Raw genomic sequence first — 15,337 nt, 5'->3', positions numbered from 1 at the left:
CGGACACGAATAGCCGTCGGTCCCGGACGACCGGAGCAGGCCTCGACGGTCCGACGGTCCGAGGGTTCGGCGGTCTCGGTTCGGCCGTTCCAGCGGTTCGACGGGGGCGGGGACGGCTATGCCTCCGAGAGGAGCTCCTCGTACCGCGCACCGGTCTGTTTCAGCGTCTCCGTCGAGTAGAGCCGTTCGTGGGGTACCGGGAGGTATTCGGCGGCGAGTTCGTCGATCTTCGCGTCCACCGCCTCGGCCTCGCGACCGTGAATCATCGTGAACAGGTTGTACGGCCAATTCTGCTCGGGGCGTCGCGGCCGGTGGTAACACAGCGTCACGTACGGCAGGCTGCCCACACGTTCGCCGTACTCGTCGAGGTCCGCGTCGGGCACGTCCCAGACGACCATACAGTTGTTCCGGAAGCCGGTGACGACGTGGTTGACGACGCAACCGATCCGTTTGATACAGCCGTCAGCCAACAGCCGCCGGATCGCGGCACGAACCTCCGCAGACGATGCGTCGATTCCGGCGGAGGACGAGTTGATGTCCGCCGCGACGTCCCGGTAGAGCGTCGCCGACAGCGGAAATCCGTCCTGGATGGCGACGAGGAGGTCCGCCTCCAGCGGCGACAGGTCCCCGCGCGCGTCCTCGGAGATCCGGGTCGCCGAGGCATCCTCGCCGGCGACGGATTCGCGAGCAAACCGATCGCCGTTGACCACGGGGAATTCGAGATCGATGTAGTAGTCGGTGAGCATCGGAAGCGTGAGCACCGAACAGCCGGTTTCAGCCTCGATCTCGGCGAGAATGTCGTCGCGTCGTGTCCGGGATCCGGCGGTGACGACGAACCACATGTTCCACTCGTGGTCGCGGCGGTAATTGTGGTTCACCTGCCGGTGGTTATTCACCGTTTCGGCGATCTCCTCGAACCGATCCGCGGGGGCCTGCACCGCGGCCAGCGTCGAGGATCCGATGACCGGCGGATTGAGGACGGCGCCGAACCGGCGAAAGACGCCCGCCTCCCGGAGGTCGCGGACGCGCTCGAGGATCTCGTTCCCGTCGACGTCGTGGCACGTCTCCGCGCCGATCGCGTCCGCAACGGTCTCGAAGGGACGGTCGACGACCGGGAACCCGCTCTGGTAGCCGTCGATGAGCGCGGCGTCGACGGCGTCGAGGTCGGCACGCCAGTCGGCATCGAGGGTCATTACCCCCGGTATGGTCGGCGCGTACCTACGGCTTTCGGAGTGGTGGTTCGGTCGAGGGCCGTGCTCGTGGCCGGCGAGCGGGACGCTTTTGCGCACGGCGATCGAACTCGGCGTATGGCGAACGCGACCCTTGAGTTCGGCGAGTGGCCCCTCGAACGGCTGATGACCGAGGTCTGCGGCTCAGGCCCGAAATCGGCCGAAGACCTGACGCGCGAGCAGGCGACGGAGGCGTTCGAGCGCATCCTCGCGGACGAACCCGACCCGACGACGCTTGGTGCGTTCTGGCTCGCGAACCGGTGGAAGAAGAACACGCCCGAGGAGCTTGCGGCGTTCACCGACGTGATGTGCGAGCGCGTCGACTACGCCGAACCGGACGCCGATCCGGTCGACTGCGGCGCCAACTACGATGGGAAGGGCGACACCGCGATCCTCGGCGCCGCGGCGGGGATCGTCGCTGCCGCCGCCGGCACCCCCGTCGTCGCTCACTCCGGCGACCGTGTGCCGACCCAAAAGCAGGACGCCTACAAGCACGTCCTCGACGAACTCGGCGTCGCGACCGAGCTCACGCCCCGCGACTCCGCAGCGATGGTTGACGAGACCGGATTCGGGTTCTATTACGAGCCGGCGTTCAACCCCGCGATCGACGACCTTCACGACCGGCGCGAGCGGATGGGCGTCCGCACGTTCGTGAACACGATCGAGACGCTCGCGAATCCCGCGGACGCGGACGTTCACCTGGGATCCTTCTACCACCTCGCGTTCGCGAAGAAGATCTGTGACACGTTCGCGACGAGTCGGTTCCACGACCTCGATCGGGTGATCATGTTCCAGGGGATGGAGGGCTACGACGACATCCGTCCCGGCTACACGAAGGTCGCCGAGTGGAACGCCGCTGCTGCCGACGAGGACCTCGACGCCGACGCGACCGGCGACGCCGACGATGCCGACGCCGGCCCGACGTTTACGGATTATGAGATCGAGACCGCCGAGTACGGGATGGACTTCGAGACGGACGACCTGGCGGTCGACGAGGTCGCGGCGGACTCGGCGGCGCTCACCGAGGCCGTCCTCGAGGGCGACCGAACCGACCGCTTCGCGGACGCGATCGCGCTCAACGCCGCGTTCCGGATCTACGCCCGCGACGACGTCGAGACGCTCGCGGACGGGCTGACGGCGGCACGCGCGGCGATCGACGACGGCTCCGCCGCCGCGGTTCTCGAGGAACTGCAGGCGTTCTGACGGTCGCGGCCCGGTGGCGGGTTGCTGGTCGATCCGCGCCTCGGACTGAGGTCGCGGGATTTATCGCTCGAGGACTCGAAGTCCGGGCGATGACCGAGGCGTATCGCGGGGCGCTCGGCGCGTTTCCGTACGCGGTTCGCGCCAGCGACTCGTGGTTCTTCCGCGTGTACTGGCTCGTCGGCTCGCTGGCCGCACTGTTCATCGCCCTCGTGGTCGGGATGGGGCTGATCGTCGAGTTGGCTCGGACCGCCGACCTGGTTCGTGGCGGCCTCGTCTCGTTCTCCCGATCGCTGTTCGTGCTCGTCGGGTTCCTCGCGGTCGGGCCCCTCGTTGCTCCCGTGTTGCTCGTGGCGCGGCGCCACCGGCTCGGGACCGCCGTTCACCGACAGTACGACCAGGCGCTTGCGGCGTGTGGATACGCGTTCCTCGCGTCCCTGTACCTCGCGCTCGTGATCTCCGCGCCGCCGGATTTCCAGACGTCGACCGACTCGGCGGTGTTGGCGCTGTTGTACGCCGCACACCCGCTGTTCGGTCTCCTCCCGCCGTTCGTCGCCGCCGCCGTGATGATCCTCGCCCATCGACGCCTCCGCGGGTGACGGCTCGAAACGCCGAAAAGGGTTGACCGTCTACCGGGCCGTATGACCGACAAGGAGCCCCCGACGACGCCCGCCGGCGGGGACGCTGACGGCACGGCGACCGACGACGTCCCCGCCGACGGCAAGGCCGGAACGTTCCTCGTGACCCACGCCGACACGGACTCGGCGGTGCTCAAGGACGTCCACGACGGGCAGGTGCATACCGTGAGCTCGAACCCCGGCGTCGAGACCGAGGACGTGCTCGAGGCCACGATCGCCCCCGACCCGCCGCTTGAGGTGACCTACCAGGTCGTCGCCGTCGACCGGCGTCGAACGGTCCCGATCCAGACGAGTGAGGAACCACCGACGACCCAGGAACGGTCGATCGCCGCCGACCAGCCCGTCGGCGAGCTCACGCGGGAGCCCCGGGCAGGCGACGGCGAACTCCACGTACTCACGGTACCCGAGGACGCCACCGAGGAGGCCGTCTCCGACGTCGCCGAGGACCGGGAGGCAACGCTTTCCCGAGCCGCCAGGCTGGGCGTAAACCGGGTCGAGATCCGCTCGGAGCCCGGCCTCGTGAGCGTTCGCTACCTCCCGTGATGGACGCCACGCGTCGTCGTGATCGGATCCTTCATCATCGTCCACTCGGAAGGAACACGTTCAAGTCGCCAGCCCGCTTGTGATCGGATATGTCCGAGGCCCAGGCCGTTCGGCTTTCCTACGAGGACGGCGCGCGAGCGGTCGAACTAGCGCGTGAATCGGTCGAATCGTTCGTACGACACGGCCAACGTGAACAGCCGGGCAGTATGCGCGACGCCTTCTACAACCGCACCGGCGCGTTCGTCCGCCTGCAGTCGACACGCGGACGCGGCCGGCTCCGCGGGTGTGCAGGAACCTACAGCGAGGGCGACCAGCTCGGCCACGCGATCGTCGACGCGGCGATCACCGCGGCCTCCGACGATTCCTGCGGCTCGGAGGTCGGCCCCAAAGAGCTCGACTCGTTGCAGATCTCGGTGTGTATCGTCTCCCAGACGACGCTCACGGACGATCCGATCGCGGATATCGAGCTCGGGGTCCACGGCGTCGCGATCGACGCCGACGGGAGCCACGGCTGGATGTACCCGATGTTGCCCGTCGAGAACGACTGGTCGGCAGCCGAGTTCCTCTCGCGTGCCTGCCGAAAGGCCCAGCTGCCCCCGAACGCCTGGCAGGAGGATGACACGATGGTGACGCTCATCGAGGGACAGGTCTTCCGCGAGCGCGAGGACGGCGGCGCGGTCGAGGCGTTCTCGACCGAGTGATCGGCGACCTGACTCGACGGACTACTCCTCGGACCCGTACCCGACTCGATCGGCGTCGGCCAGTGCCCGATCGGCGGCCACATCGAGGTCGAACGACCGGTCGTTGACGAGTTCGCCGTCCCGGAGCAGCGGCTCCAACAGCGGCTCGCCGTCGGCGGGACCCTCTCGGTCGGCACGGCCGACGTGGTGGCCACCGTCGGCCGTCCGGTAGACCTGCTTGCGCCCCGAGAGCTTGCCGCGTTTCGCGGCGGGCTCGCCCCCGACGCTCACGATGTCGAGCGCGAAGTCGACCGGGTCGGCGTTCGAGACGTATCCGCCGACGCCGAACCCGTCCGCGACGTCGCGAAGTCGGCGGAGATCGGCAGGATCGAGCCCGCCGGAAACGTACACGTCGACGTCCTCGTGGCCGCGTGCGTCGAGTTCCCACTGGATCTCGCGGACGATGTGTCGGAAGTCGCCGCGCCGTGACCCCGTCGTGTCGAGGCGGACCCCGTCGAGGTCGTCGCCGAGCTCCCGGGCAGCCCGGATGACCTCGGCCTTCTCGTCGGAGTAGGTGTCACAGAGCGCGATCCGCGGCACGTCGTCGTCGACCTCGTCGGCGAAGGCCCGCCAGGCGATCTCCTGGTTTCCGTTCCCGAAACAGATGACGAGCGCGTGCGGCATCGTCCCCGAGGCCTCCCGGCCGATCACGTCGCCGGCGGCGACGTGGGAGAAGCCGTCGAATCCGGCCACGAGCGCCGACCGCTCGACCGTCGCGGTCATCGCCGGATGGACGTGTCGGGCACCGAAGGAGAGCACCGCCGACTCCGGCGCGGCGACCCGACAGTCGAGCGCCGCGGTCGCGATCCCCGACGCGTGCGACAGGAACCCCAAAAGCGACGTCTCGAAGCGGCCGAACTCGAGATAGCGTCCCTCGATCCGCATCACGGGGCCGCCGTCGAACAGCCGGCCTTCGGGGATCGCGTCGACGTCGACGTCGAGCCCCGAGAGGAGTTCGACCGCGTTCTCCAGCCCGGCGAACAGCTCGAAGTCGCCGTCCGGAAACTGGTCCGCGGTCACCTCGGCGACCACCCGCGGGTTCCGGCCGGCGGCCGCCAGTACCTGCTCGGTCCGGTCGAAATACGCGTCCGTCGCCCGACCCTCCCGGATCGCGTCGGCGCCGACGATGTCGAACTCGCTCATACGGGACCGTTCGACCGCGCCGGGAAAAAGCCATCCGTCGCCGTCACCCGCCGATCCACGGCGGCGAGGGTCGGTCGTTCAGGTTCGTCGCCGACCCAGTAGAAGCGTCGCGAGAACGACCGTTGTCAGGGCGGCGATGGCGGCCCCGATACCGAATCCGGGCGTCCGCTCCGCCGTCGGGTCGGTCTCGGTCGGCGTCGTGTCGCCGGTCATCGGATCGTCCGGGATCGAGGGTGGGATTCCGCCGGCGTCCGTTTCAGGGTCGGCCGGCGGCTGGACCGGATCGATGTCGGGCCGAATGTCGAAGACGTCCTGGGGAGTGGGTGCGTGGACGATCGTCACCCGCGTGTCGTTCCGCTCGATCGCGTAGGCGCCGCTGAACCCGCCGTCGGCGACGTACCGCGTACCGTCCTCGCGACGGACCGGGTCGTGGGCCCCGAGCATTCGCCGGTAGGTCGTCTGGAACTGCCTGGCGTCGGTCGACGACCGCCACTCGGTGACCCAGACGTAGCCGTCACGCTCGGCCGTCCCCTCGTCATTCCGGTAGGGGAACAGCCGATCACCGGCCCACCCGGCGGTGGACGGATGGTTGTAGTTGTAGACGGACTCGGGGTGTGAAGTCTCGAACAACACCGATCGCCAGTCGAACGTGTCCGCGCCGTACTCGCGGCTCTGGTACCAGAACATCGTGAACATCGACGCCTCACCGACGGTGTCGGAGCCGTTCACGCCCTGATGGGGATAGGTCCGCCAGCCGTTCCGTCCGGTGTCGGTGAACGTGATGTTCGCGGGGCGGCGTGGCTCGCGGTGGATCGTCTCCGCGGTCGTGGTCGGCGGGTTCTCCATTCGCTCCGTGACGCCGCTCCAGCCCTCCTCGTCGATGATGTCAGCGACGTACGCCGGACCGTCCGAGTACGGCTGGAACACCGTCAGGTAGACGCCCCAGTTCTCGGGCCCACCCCCGCCGCCCCCGCCGTCGTCGTTCGGAGTCGGCAGACACTGCCACTCGTCGGTCTCACACCGCTCGCGGTAGCGGTTCTCCACGTAGGATGCCTCTCCCTCGACGATCCCGTTGACGGCGAGGTCGGCGTCCTGGGTCCGTCCGGCGTATCGTGGGTCCGAGAGGTCGTGATACTGGTCCTGCATCGCGTGGGTCAGCTCGTGGACCAGCGTGGCCTCGTTGATCCGGATCGTCTCCCCTTCGGGAACCACGATCACGATCCGGTCCTCGGCGGGCGAGTAGAACCCCGCGACCGACCCCGAGAGCGTTCCCTGGATCGCCTGCTCGGAGGAACCGTCCTCGCCGACGATGAACAGGGCCTTCCAGACCTGGTCGTTCCAGCGGTTGAACGTGCTGGCGTTCCCGGCCGCGGACGCGTTCCCGTCCGCGCTCGCGTTCCCGTCCGTGGACGCGTTCTCGTCGCCGGTGTCGGATCCGGAATCGGCGCTCGTGAACGTCGACGCGTACTCCTCGCGCGTCATCGTCTCGACGGGGACCGAGCGATTGAAACTCCGGTTCCGGACGTACTCGACGCGTGCCATCCCGCGATGGACGAGCCTGGTGAGCTCCGCCTCCGAGAGCCCGTCAGAGGGATCGACGTCGAGGTCGGCGTCGTGACAGACGCCGTTCCAGTACCCGATCGTCTCGTTGGTGGCCGCAGTACATGTGCCGTCGACCTGTGGCGGTCCTGCCGGACGTGCGGGTGCCGGTTGGTCGGCGCTGACCGTCGCGGGGCCGGAAGCGGCGGCCGTTGCGGGGTCGGAAGCGGCGGCCGTTGCGGGGCCGGAAGCGGCGGCCGTTGCGGGGTCGGAAGCGGCGACCGCCGTCGCGGGCTGATCCATCTCCTCGACCGATCCGGCCGACGCGACGGGCGTGGCGGACGCTGCGACCGGACCCACGAGTGCGGTAAGACACAGCACGGCGACGAAGAGGCTGAGAACCCGTCGCATACCGGGTCATAGGCACAGGGGCGTAAGTACCTTACCGAACCGACGAGTCGTGTATCGAACCGACGAGCCGAGCGATGTATCGACGAGCGGACGGATCGTGGTCGAGCGACGGGGAACGGTTTTTGTGTTCTTCGATCAACCGATCGATATGCGCTTCGATCCGAGCGAGACCGCGGTCGTGGTCGTCGATATGCAGAACGGCTTCTGTCACCCCGACGGCAGCCTGTATGCGCCGCCCAGCGGGGAGGCGATCGATCCGGTCGCACGCCTCGTCGAACGTGGGCGCGAAGCGGGGTCCCGGATCGTGTTCACGCGTGACGTCCATCCGCCCGAGCAGTTCGAGGACGCTCACTACTACGACGAGTTCGACCGGTGGGGCGAACACGTCACGGAGGGGTCCTGGGAGGCCGAGATCGTCGACGATCTATCGGTCCGGGCGGACGACCACGTCGTCGAGAAGCACACCTACGACGCGTTCCACCGGACCGACCTCGAGGGATGGCTGTCCGCGCGCGGCATCCGCGATCTGGTGATCTGTGGGACGCTGGCGAACGTCTGCGTCCTCCACACCGCCGGAAGCGCGGGGCTCCGCGACTTCAAGCCCGTCGTCGTCGAGGACGCATTGGGCTACATCGAGGCGGACCATCGCGAGTACGCCGTCGATCACGCCGACTGGCTGTTCGGGGAGACGACGACGCTGTCGGACGTCGCGTTCGAGTGACGTCGGTCGCGGATCGTCCCAGTCAGGTGACACGGGATCGCCCGTTAGGTGTCGACGGTGACGACCTCGCAGTCGAGCTTCTCGCGCAGGAACTCGTCGATGTCCGGATCGGAGAACACTTTCCGGAGGGTTCGGCGCCATCGGCTCGCCTGTCGGGACCCGATCACGACGACGTCGGCCCCCTCGGCGGCGACCTCCTCGAGGATCGACTCCTCGACGAGGAATCCCTTGCGAACCACGTACCGAGCCCGGTCGAGCGTTCCGAACTCCCGCTCGACGGCCCGCTTCAGGTCGACGCGCGTGACGTTGTGGCTGTCCTGATAGAGATCGACGTGAAGCACCGTCAGGGCCGCCTCGCGGTCCTCGGCGATCCGGGTCGCCTCCCGGAGCGTGGCCGCGGAGTTGCTCGTCAGCGGGTACCGAACGGGGACCACGACGAGGGTCATATCCGACACCTCGCCCGCCCGTTACAAGACCCTGCCGTTCCCCAACCGTGGTGCCGGTTTCGGTGGCACTCGCGGACCTCGGGACCGGTTTCGGTGGCACTCGCGGACCTCGGGACCGGTTCGGCGTCACGAGTTCGGTCGGGCCGGATCCGCCTCCGAAACGATCCGTATCCGTCCCTCGACCGCGGGATCGATCCCGTGTTCGGCGGCATAGCGGTACAGCTCCTCGTACTGGATGCCCCCCTCGTCGACCCGGTGACGCTCCTCGAGGGTCGGAAACTCGTGGTCGGAGTGCAGCAGGTACTCCGAGGTCGCGATCGTGTACGCCGCGTCGCGATCGATCGGTTCGCCGCCGACGGTCGCCTCGCGAAGCCGTTCGGCGTCCGCGTCCCAGACGATCCGGGCGTTCGACACGTGACCGTGCCACCAGTCGTCCGCGCCGAAATCGACGTCCGGCGCAGCCATCTCCCGGAGGATCGACCGCAGTTCCGCGCCGGTGACCGCGGCACGAACGACCGGCTCCTCGAACGGGACGAGACCGATACACACCGCCTTCGTCACCGACCCGACGATCGGGTCGCCGGACCGGATCCCGCCCGCGTTCGAGAGCCCGACGTCGGCATCGACGGCCCACCGGAAGGCGTCGGCGACGAAGTTCCCGACCCGACATTCGCCGCCGTGAACCACCGCATCGTCGCGGTGGATGGGCTCGGTAACGGTCGCGACCACGTCCGAGAGGTTCGCCCGCTCCAGCCGGTCGGTCAGGGCCGTCCGGAGCTCCGAGACCGGGTCGGCGCCGTCGCGCTCGTGGAGCCGTGCCGTCGGCGGTCCCGATCCCGATCCGGACCCGGAAAACTCGACCTCCGCGACGGCCCGCCCGTTGACCCCCGGCCGAACGAGCAGCGTGCCGTCGACGACGTCGACCTGGCGGTCGTGGACGTGGCCGCCGAGGATCGCGTCGACGGGCGTCGATCGGGCGAGCTTCTCGTCCCGTCCGCCGAGGTGTGAGAGGACGACGACGTGGTCAGGGGCTTCCTGGTCATCCATCTCCGCGACGGCGGTTCGGACGGCGGTGACTGGATCATCGAAGGTGAGGTCCGTGGCGTGGGGGTTCAACGAGTCCGTGGCCGGGTCGGTGACGCCGACGAACCCGACGCGCTCGCCGTCGATCGTTCGAACCGTGTATGGAACGACGCCCTCGGCGTGGCCGAAGGGATCTCCGTCCTCATCGCGGACGTTCGCGGAGACGAACGTCGGGCCGGCGTCGGCGACGATCTCCCGAAGCACGTCGGGCCCGTAATCGAACTCGTGGTTTCCGAAGGTCTCGAGGCACGTCCCGGCGGCCGCGTAAAAGTCGATCGCCTGGCGACCGCGGGCGACCAGCGAGCACACGCCCGGCGCGACGGTGTCGCCGGTCCCGACGACGGCGGCATCCGGTCCGTCGAGACTCCGGAGTCGGCCGGCAAGCGCGGCCGCCCGCGCGGGCGTATCGAAGACGTTCTCGACGTCGGAATGGTGGAGAAGGCGCGGCATCGGATACCGATCGTATGTGGGGGACCGAATAAAAGGGATCGACGCGGGGTGCCGCGATCGACACGAGATAACCGGTTTATCGACGTGAATCGCCAGTGGATCGGAACCGGAAATCGGGATGAAGGAACCGCGGACGAAGATGAGGAAACCCACGGACGAGGGAGAATGAATACCACGGCACTCATCGGCCGCCAGCCCGATCCGTGGATACTGTTCCATCGTCACCCGAATATTGAAACGCGGTTTGATGTTTTCCGATGATTCCGATACAAAAGTCGTTCACAGCATAAACGTTTATATACTATGGACCATATGCGAAAGTGTACCTATGCCACGGAAACACGACGATCGTCGAACCTTCCTCAAAAGCGTCGGGGCTGCGGCAACCACCGTGGGGCTCGCGGGCTGTGCCGGACTCGGAGGCGGCCCCGAACGGGATACCTTCCTGCTCGGCGCGGTCACGTCGCTGTCCGGCGACCTTCGGTTCGGCGGCGGAGTCACCCAGCGCGGCTACGACATGTGGGCGGACACGATCAACCGCGAGCAGGGCGGGATCGAGATCGGCGGCGACACCTACGAGGTCGAGGTCGAGTACGCTGACGCGCAGTCGAACCCCTCGGCCGGCGCCGACGCGGCCTCACAGATGATCAACGACGGCGCCGACGCGCTGCTCGGGCCGTATTCGAGCAACGTGACCCTCTCCGTCTGCCCGATCGCCGAGCAGAACTCGATGCCGCACATCACCGGCAGCGCCGAATCGCCGCAGATCTGGCAGGAGGGATACGAGTACAGCTTCGGGACCATCCCGACCGTCAGCATCATCGGCAACGAGGCGACGTCCGCGCTGTTGAACCTCGAACCCCAGCCCGAGTCGGTCTACGTCACGGGCGTGAACGAGCCGTTCTCGGAGGCGACCGCCGTCTCGATGCGGACCGCCGCCGAGGACGCCGGTGTCACCGTCGAGAACTACGAGCTGTTCCCACGCGACACCGACTACACGAACGTCGTGAGCGCGGCACAGAACGCGGACCCGGACCTGCACCTCCACGGCGGCCACATCGGGAGCCACGTCGACCTCGTCAGCGCGTCCGAGCAGCTCGGGTACACCCCGAACGGGTTCCTGATGCATTACGGCGTCAACACGGGATCCTACAAGGACGGATCCGGCGCCCAGGCACCCTACACCTTCGGTGCGACCGTCTGGATCCCGAGCGTCGACCGGTCCGGCGGCGTGCTGTTCGACTCCCCGCAGGCGTACGCCGACGCGGCCGAGGCCGCGTACGGCTCCGCACCCGACTACACGCAGGCCGGCTCGACGGCGGCCGGGATCGTCTACCAGGAGGCGCTCACGGAGCTCAACGCGGCCCCGCCGCTCTCCCAGGACGACAAGGACGAGCTCATTGGCATCCTCGAGGAGATCGAGGTCAACACGTTCTATGGCGACGTCACCTTCGAGGTCGGCGGCGAGTACCACCACAACAACATCAACACGCAGACCCTCCTCATCCAGCTCGGCGAGGACGGATCGCCGACGATCGTCGGTCCCGAGGACGCCGCGACCGGCGAGGCCAACTACCCCGTCCCCGCCTGGGACGAGCGGTAACTTCCTCGCCATTATTTTAAATGGTCGATATTGGACTCTTCACGCAGATCGTGATCAACGGCCTCCTGCTCGGGGGGATCTACGTCACGATCGGCGTCGGCTTCTCGCTGGCGTTCGGCGTGCTCGAGGTCGTCGACTTCGCGGTCGGCGAGTACGTGATGGTCGGCGCGTTTATGGGCGCGGTGCTTGCACCCCTGTTCGGCGCCGAGGGGGTCTTCGTGATCCCGATCGTGCTCGTCGTCTTCTTCGCGGTCGGCGCGCTCATCCAGCCGCTGATCCACCACGTGACCACCGGCGATAGGCCACATCCGCTGTTGATGGGGCTCGTGTTCACGTTCGGGCTCGCGACGTTCCTCCGCGGGGGCGTGCTCACGATCTTCGGGCCGAACAGCCAGGACGTCCCCTCGTCCCTGTTGACCGGCGGCATCGCCGTGCCGGGGCTCGGAACGTTTCCCGTCGTTCGGACGGTGACCGCCGTCTTCGGCGTGAGCGGCCTGGTCGTGTTCATGTACTACCTGTACCGAACGCGCGGCGGGATGGCCATCCGTGCGATCGCCGAGGACCGGACGAACGCCAGGCTGATGGGGATCAACATCAACCGCTACCAGTCGATCGCCTACGGCGCCTACGCGGCGTTGACCGGGAGCGCCGGCGTCTTCATCGGGATGACGTTCAACGCAAGCCCGGGAATGGGCCTGCAGTACACGGCGTTCGCGTTCTTCATGGTCGTGCTCGCCGGGATGGGCTACCTCCCGGGAGTCATCATCGCGGGGGTCGTGCTCGGGCTCACCCAGTCGTTCACGGCGGTGTACATCAGCGGGAACGCGGTGCTGCTCGTTCTGTTCGCGATCATCTACGTCGTGTTGCTTGTCTCGCCGGCGGGCATTCTCGGGAAGGGGGAGTGGGCCACATGAGCGCGTCCGCTCCCGTCATCGGACGGCTCCCCGGCGACCAGCGATACTGGTTCGCCGCGATCGCCGTGCTGTTGCTCGCCTGGCCGTTCCTGTTCGGATCGTTCTGGGCGCGGATCGGCCTCGGCGCGCTGATGTGGATCGGACTGGCCCAGTCGTGGAATATGATCGGCGGGTACGCCGGCTATCTGGACTTCGGCCACGGCGCCTACTTCGGCATCGGCGGCTTCGCGGCCGGGATCGCGATGGTGCAGTTCGGGTATCCATTCGTCGTCGGATTCGCCCTCGCGATCGTGGTGGCCGCCGTTCTGGCGTACCTGGTGGCGGTGCCGACGCTCCGTCTCACGGGCGCGTACTTTGCGATCGCCACGTGGGCGCTGGCCGAATCACTTAAACAGGCCGCACTGATCCTCGAGATCACCGGTGGGACGTTCGGGTTAAGCCTGCCACGATCGCCGGATACGTTCATCGGGATCGCGGTTCCGTTCGCGATCTCGGAGACGTTCTTCTACTACGTGATGCTCGTCCTGTGTACGGCCACGATGCTTCTCACGTACTACCTCTTCGAGCGTCACGAGTTCGGCTACCGGGTGAAGGCGCTGCGTGACGACCAGGACGCCGCCGAGTCGCTCGGAATCGATACGACCCGCGTCAAGCGACAGGTGTACGTCCTCTCCTGTGTCGTCGCGGCGACCTTCGGATCGGTGTATGCGTGGTACATCGTCTTCATCCACCCGAACGACGTCCTGGCCCCGATCATCACCGACCGGATGGTGATCATGGCGCTGCTCGGCGGGCTCGGAACGCTGACCGGGCCGATATTCGGCGGGCTGTTGGTGTTCCTACTCCAACGCCTCTCGTCGGTGTTCCTCGGATCGAGCACGTTCTACCTGCCGCTCATCGGCGTGCTCATTATGGTCACCGTACTGTTCGCGCCCAGCGGGATCATCGGGATCCTCCGCGGCGAAGTCGGTCGCGACGATGTGCGAAAGAACCTCAAGGAGCTCGGGGAGAAGTTCGATCTACTATGACCGACCGCGATACCATCCTCAAGACGACCGACCTGACGAAGCGTTTCGGCGCGCTAACTGCCAACGACGAGATCTCGCTGGCGGTCGAGCGCGGCGAGATCCGCGGTATCATCGGCCCGAACGGGTCCGGAAAGACGACCTTCTTCAACACCGTCACCGGCTTTTACGAGCCGGACGGCGGAACCGTCCACTTCGACGGCGAGGAGGTTACCGGCTGGGAGCCCCACCGGCTCGCGCGGCGCGGGCTCGGGCGGACGTTCCAGATCGTCTCCCCGTTCAAGAACATGACCGTCCGGCAGAACATGCTCGCGGTCCAGACCGACGACGGCCGCTCCCGCGAGGAGAAGCGCGACCGGGTCGGGGAGATCCTCGAGTTCCTCGAGATCGACCACATCGCGGACAACGAGGCCCGTGGGATGTCCGGCGGCCAGCAGAAGCTGCTCGAGCTCGGCCGCGTGCTGATGCTCGATCCCGACGTCGTGATGCTCGATGAGCCCGCAGCCGGCGTCAACCCGGCACTCGAGTCACGGATCATGGACCACATCCACGAGCTGAACGACGACGGGACGACCTTCGTCGTCATCGAACACGACATGCACGTGATGAAGACGCTCGCCGACACGGTGTCCGTCTTCGATTCCGGGCGCCACATCGCACAGGGCGACTTCGAGGAGGTCTCCCAGGACGAGGCCGTCCGGGAGGCGTACCTCGGCGGAACGACCGCGGAGGACGACGAGGTGCCGGTATGAGCGACGCGACCGACGGGGCCGACGCGACCGGCAGCGGATCCGGCCGGACCCGGGACGCGAACGCCGTCCCGACGCTCTCGGCGACCGGCGTCGAAGCCGGCTACGATCAACACCAGGTGCTCCACGGGATCTCCTTCGAGAGCCGCGACGGCGTGACGTGCATCTTCGGCCCGAACGGATCCGGCAAGTCGACGTTCCTGAAGACGCTGAACGGGATCGTCCCGGTCTGGGACGGCACGATCACCTACGGCGACATCGACCTCACCGGGGAGAAGCCGGAGGACATCGTCACTCACGGCATCGCGACGCTGCCGCAGGGCGGCGGCATCTTCGCCAGCCTCTCGGTCGAGGAGAACCTCGACGTCGGCGCGTTCACCGTGGACGATGCGGACGCGATCGCCGATCGAAAGGCCGAGGTGCTCGAGGTGTTCCCGGCACTCGAGGACAAGCTCGACCAGAAGGCGCGTGATCTCTCGGGCGGCCAACAGATGATGGTCAGCCTCGGTCGGGCGATGATGACCGGGGCCGACACGTTCCTGCTCGACGAGCCCTCGGCCGGCCTCGCACCCCGGCTCGTCGACGACGCCTTCGGCCTGATCGAACGGCTCGTCGACCGGGGCGCCCAGGTCGTGCTGATCGAACAGAACGTCCGGGCAGCCCTCCGGCTTGCCGACTACGTCTACATCCTCGCGGAGGGGGAGGTACAGTTCCACGGCCCGCCGGAGGACCTCTCCGAGGAGGACGAGCTGATGGAGCTGTACCTCGGGCTCTGAGGCCGGCGGGTCGCGACCCGGTCCGACGACACGCTGCCGCGTGCTATGCAGCCGCCTCGCACGCTCGGGGCGGTTTGAAAGCCCTTTTATGCCATCCCGAAGTATCACGGGGCACAGCCTCTTCGGG

15 protein-coding genes are annotated in these 15,337 nt (G+C 67.5%); 10 read left to right on the top strand and 5 right to left on the bottom strand.

Features of this window, described 5'->3' with window-relative positions; translation table 11 throughout:
- Positions 1 to 116: 116 nt before the first annotated feature.
- Positions 117 to 1,193 (bottom strand): siroheme decarboxylase subunit beta, encoded by a 1,077-nt coding sequence (gene ahbB, locus BLW38_RS09325; RefSeq protein WP_092816977.1) that lies wholly within the window; start codon positions 1,191 to 1,193, stop codon positions 117 to 119.
- A 114-nt stretch (positions 1,194 to 1,307) separates the two neighbouring features.
- On the opposite strand from ahbB, the gene BLW38_RS09320 reads away from it, so the two are divergent.
- The 4 genes from BLW38_RS09320 to BLW38_RS09305 all read left to right on the top strand — a co-directional run bounded on the left by BLW38_RS09320 (position 1,308) and on the right by BLW38_RS09305 (position 4,311).
- Positions 1,308 to 2,432: an anthranilate phosphoribosyltransferase gene (locus tag BLW38_RS09320; protein WP_092816976.1), complete on the top strand. Its 1,125-nt coding sequence runs from the start codon at positions 1,308 to 1,310 to the stop codon at positions 2,430 to 2,432.
- A gap of 89 nt (positions 2,433 to 2,521) precedes the next feature.
- Positions 2,522 to 3,028, top strand: a complete 507-nt coding sequence (locus BLW38_RS09315) for a hypothetical protein (RefSeq protein ID WP_092816975.1) — start codon at positions 2,522 to 2,524, stop codon at positions 3,026 to 3,028.
- 42 nt (positions 3,029 to 3,070) lie between these two features.
- Positions 3,071 to 3,610 (top strand): DUF5812 family protein, encoded by a 540-nt coding sequence (locus BLW38_RS09310; protein WP_245710129.1) that lies wholly within the window; start codon positions 3,071 to 3,073, stop codon positions 3,608 to 3,610.
- Positions 3,611 to 3,699: 89 nt separating this feature from the next.
- Entirely contained in the window at positions 3,700 to 4,311 is a 612-nt protein-coding gene (locus tag BLW38_RS09305) for a TIGR00296 family protein (protein ID WP_092816974.1), read from the top strand.
- Positions 4,312 to 4,332: 21 nt separating this feature from the next.
- On the opposite strand, the gene BLW38_RS09300 is transcribed toward BLW38_RS09305, so the two are convergent.
- Positions 4,333 to 5,493: a nicotinate phosphoribosyltransferase gene (locus BLW38_RS09300; protein WP_092816973.1), complete on the bottom strand. Its 1,161-nt coding sequence runs from the start codon at positions 5,491 to 5,493 to the stop codon at positions 4,333 to 4,335.
- 78 nt (positions 5,494 to 5,571) lie between these two features.
- Positions 5,572 to 7,443, bottom strand: coding sequence for an Hvo_1808 family surface protein (locus BLW38_RS09295; protein WP_092816972.1), 1,872 nt, complete (start codon positions 7,441 to 7,443; stop codon positions 5,572 to 5,574).
- A gap of 148 nt (positions 7,444 to 7,591) precedes the next feature.
- Between BLW38_RS09295 and BLW38_RS09290 the strand changes: the two genes are divergently transcribed.
- The gene (locus BLW38_RS09290) at positions 7,592 to 8,164 is read left to right on the top strand and encodes a cysteine hydrolase family protein (RefSeq protein WP_092817029.1); all 573 of its coding nucleotides are present in this window, start codon (positions 7,592 to 7,594) and stop codon (positions 8,162 to 8,164) included.
- A gap of 44 nt (positions 8,165 to 8,208) precedes the next feature.
- Here BLW38_RS09290 and BLW38_RS09285 read toward each other — a convergent pair whose 3' ends face one another.
- Positions 8,209 to 8,610: a universal stress protein gene (locus tag BLW38_RS09285; protein WP_092816971.1), complete on the bottom strand. Its 402-nt coding sequence runs from the start codon at positions 8,608 to 8,610 to the stop codon at positions 8,209 to 8,211.
- A gap of 126 nt (positions 8,611 to 8,736) precedes the next feature.
- Positions 8,737 to 10,143, bottom strand: coding sequence for a bifunctional metallophosphatase/5'-nucleotidase (locus BLW38_RS09280; protein WP_092816970.1), 1,407 nt, complete (start codon positions 10,141 to 10,143; stop codon positions 8,737 to 8,739).
- Between the two features lie 328 nt (positions 10,144 to 10,471).
- Between BLW38_RS09280 and BLW38_RS09275 the strand changes: the two genes are divergently transcribed.
- The 5 genes from BLW38_RS09275 to BLW38_RS16505 are packed head-to-tail and all read left to right on the top strand — an operon-like array spanning position 10,472 to position 15,210.
- Positions 10,472 to 11,746: an amino acid ABC transporter substrate-binding protein gene (locus BLW38_RS09275; protein WP_092816969.1), complete on the top strand. Its 1,275-nt coding sequence runs from the start codon at positions 10,472 to 10,474 to the stop codon at positions 11,744 to 11,746.
- A 20-nt stretch (positions 11,747 to 11,766) separates the two neighbouring features.
- Entirely contained in the window at positions 11,767 to 12,660 is an 894-nt protein-coding gene (locus BLW38_RS09270; protein ID WP_092816968.1) for a branched-chain amino acid ABC transporter permease, read from the top strand.
- Positions 12,657 to 13,688 (top strand): branched-chain amino acid ABC transporter permease, encoded by a 1,032-nt coding sequence (locus BLW38_RS09265; protein WP_092816967.1) that lies wholly within the window; start codon positions 12,657 to 12,659, stop codon positions 13,686 to 13,688. The genes BLW38_RS09270 and BLW38_RS09265 overlap by 4 nt, the downstream gene beginning before the upstream one ends.
- Positions 13,685 to 14,437: an ABC transporter ATP-binding protein gene (locus tag BLW38_RS16510; RefSeq protein ID WP_245710127.1), complete on the top strand. Its 753-nt coding sequence runs from the start codon at positions 13,685 to 13,687 to the stop codon at positions 14,435 to 14,437. The genes BLW38_RS09265 and BLW38_RS16510 overlap by 4 nt, the downstream gene beginning before the upstream one ends.
- Positions 14,434 to 15,210: an ABC transporter ATP-binding protein gene (locus tag BLW38_RS16505; protein ID WP_245710125.1), complete on the top strand. Its 777-nt coding sequence runs from the start codon at positions 14,434 to 14,436 to the stop codon at positions 15,208 to 15,210. Before BLW38_RS16510 ends, BLW38_RS16505 begins: the two co-directional genes overlap by 4 nt.
- Positions 15,211 to 15,337 lie beyond the last annotated feature (127 nt).

The sequence above is a fragment of the Halopenitus malekzadehii genome (assembly GCF_900108505.1).
GTDB lineage: Archaea > Halobacteriota > Halobacteria > Halobacteriales > Haloferacaceae > Halopenitus > Halopenitus malekzadehii.
The sequence above is the reverse complement of the archived record's forward strand: the minus strand, read 5'-3'. Positions and strand labels throughout refer to the sequence as shown.

What these genes read in the sequence shown, in the direction of transcription:
- BLW38_RS09310 (WP_245710129.1), top strand. Translation starts at nt 3,071, where the DNA reads ATGACCGACAAGGAGCCCCCGACGACGCCCGCCGGCGGGGACGCTGAC.
- BLW38_RS09275 (WP_092816969.1), top strand. Translation starts at nt 10,472, where the DNA reads ATGCCACGGAAACACGACGATCGTCGAACCTTCCTCAAAAGCGTCGGG.
- BLW38_RS16505 (WP_245710125.1), top strand. Translation starts at nt 14,434, where the DNA reads ATGAGCGACGCGACCGACGGGGCCGACGCGACCGGCAGCGGATCCGGC.
- BLW38_RS09285 (WP_092816971.1), bottom strand. Translation starts at nt 8,610, where the DNA reads ATGACCCTCGTCGTGGTCCCCGTTCGGTACCCGCTGACGAGCAACTCC.
- BLW38_RS09315 (WP_092816975.1), top strand. Translation starts at nt 2,522, where the DNA reads ATGACCGAGGCGTATCGCGGGGCGCTCGGCGCGTTTCCGTACGCGGTT.
- BLW38_RS09270 (WP_092816968.1), top strand. Translation starts at nt 11,767, where the DNA reads ATGGTCGATATTGGACTCTTCACGCAGATCGTGATCAACGGCCTCCTG.
- BLW38_RS16510 (WP_245710127.1), top strand. Translation starts at nt 13,685, where the DNA reads ATGACCGACCGCGATACCATCCTCAAGACGACCGACCTGACGAAGCGT.
- BLW38_RS09280 (WP_092816970.1), bottom strand. Translation starts at nt 10,143, where the DNA reads ATGCCGCGCCTTCTCCACCATTCCGACGTCGAGAACGTCTTCGATACG.
- BLW38_RS09305 (WP_092816974.1), top strand. Translation starts at nt 3,700, where the DNA reads ATGTCCGAGGCCCAGGCCGTTCGGCTTTCCTACGAGGACGGCGCGCGA.
- BLW38_RS09320 (WP_092816976.1), top strand. Translation starts at nt 1,308, where the DNA reads ATGGCGAACGCGACCCTTGAGTTCGGCGAGTGGCCCCTCGAACGGCTG.
- ahbB (WP_092816977.1), bottom strand. Translation starts at nt 1,193, where the DNA reads ATGACCCTCGATGCCGACTGGCGTGCCGACCTCGACGCCGTCGACGCC.
- BLW38_RS09290 (WP_092817029.1), top strand. Translation starts at nt 7,592, where the DNA reads ATGCGCTTCGATCCGAGCGAGACCGCGGTCGTGGTCGTCGATATGCAG.
- BLW38_RS09265 (WP_092816967.1), top strand. Translation starts at nt 12,657, where the DNA reads ATGAGCGCGTCCGCTCCCGTCATCGGACGGCTCCCCGGCGACCAGCGA.
- BLW38_RS09300 (WP_092816973.1), bottom strand. Translation starts at nt 5,493, where the DNA reads ATGAGCGAGTTCGACATCGTCGGCGCCGACGCGATCCGGGAGGGTCGG.
- BLW38_RS09295 (WP_092816972.1), bottom strand. Translation starts at nt 7,443, where the DNA reads ATGCGACGGGTTCTCAGCCTCTTCGTCGCCGTGCTGTGTCTTACCGCA.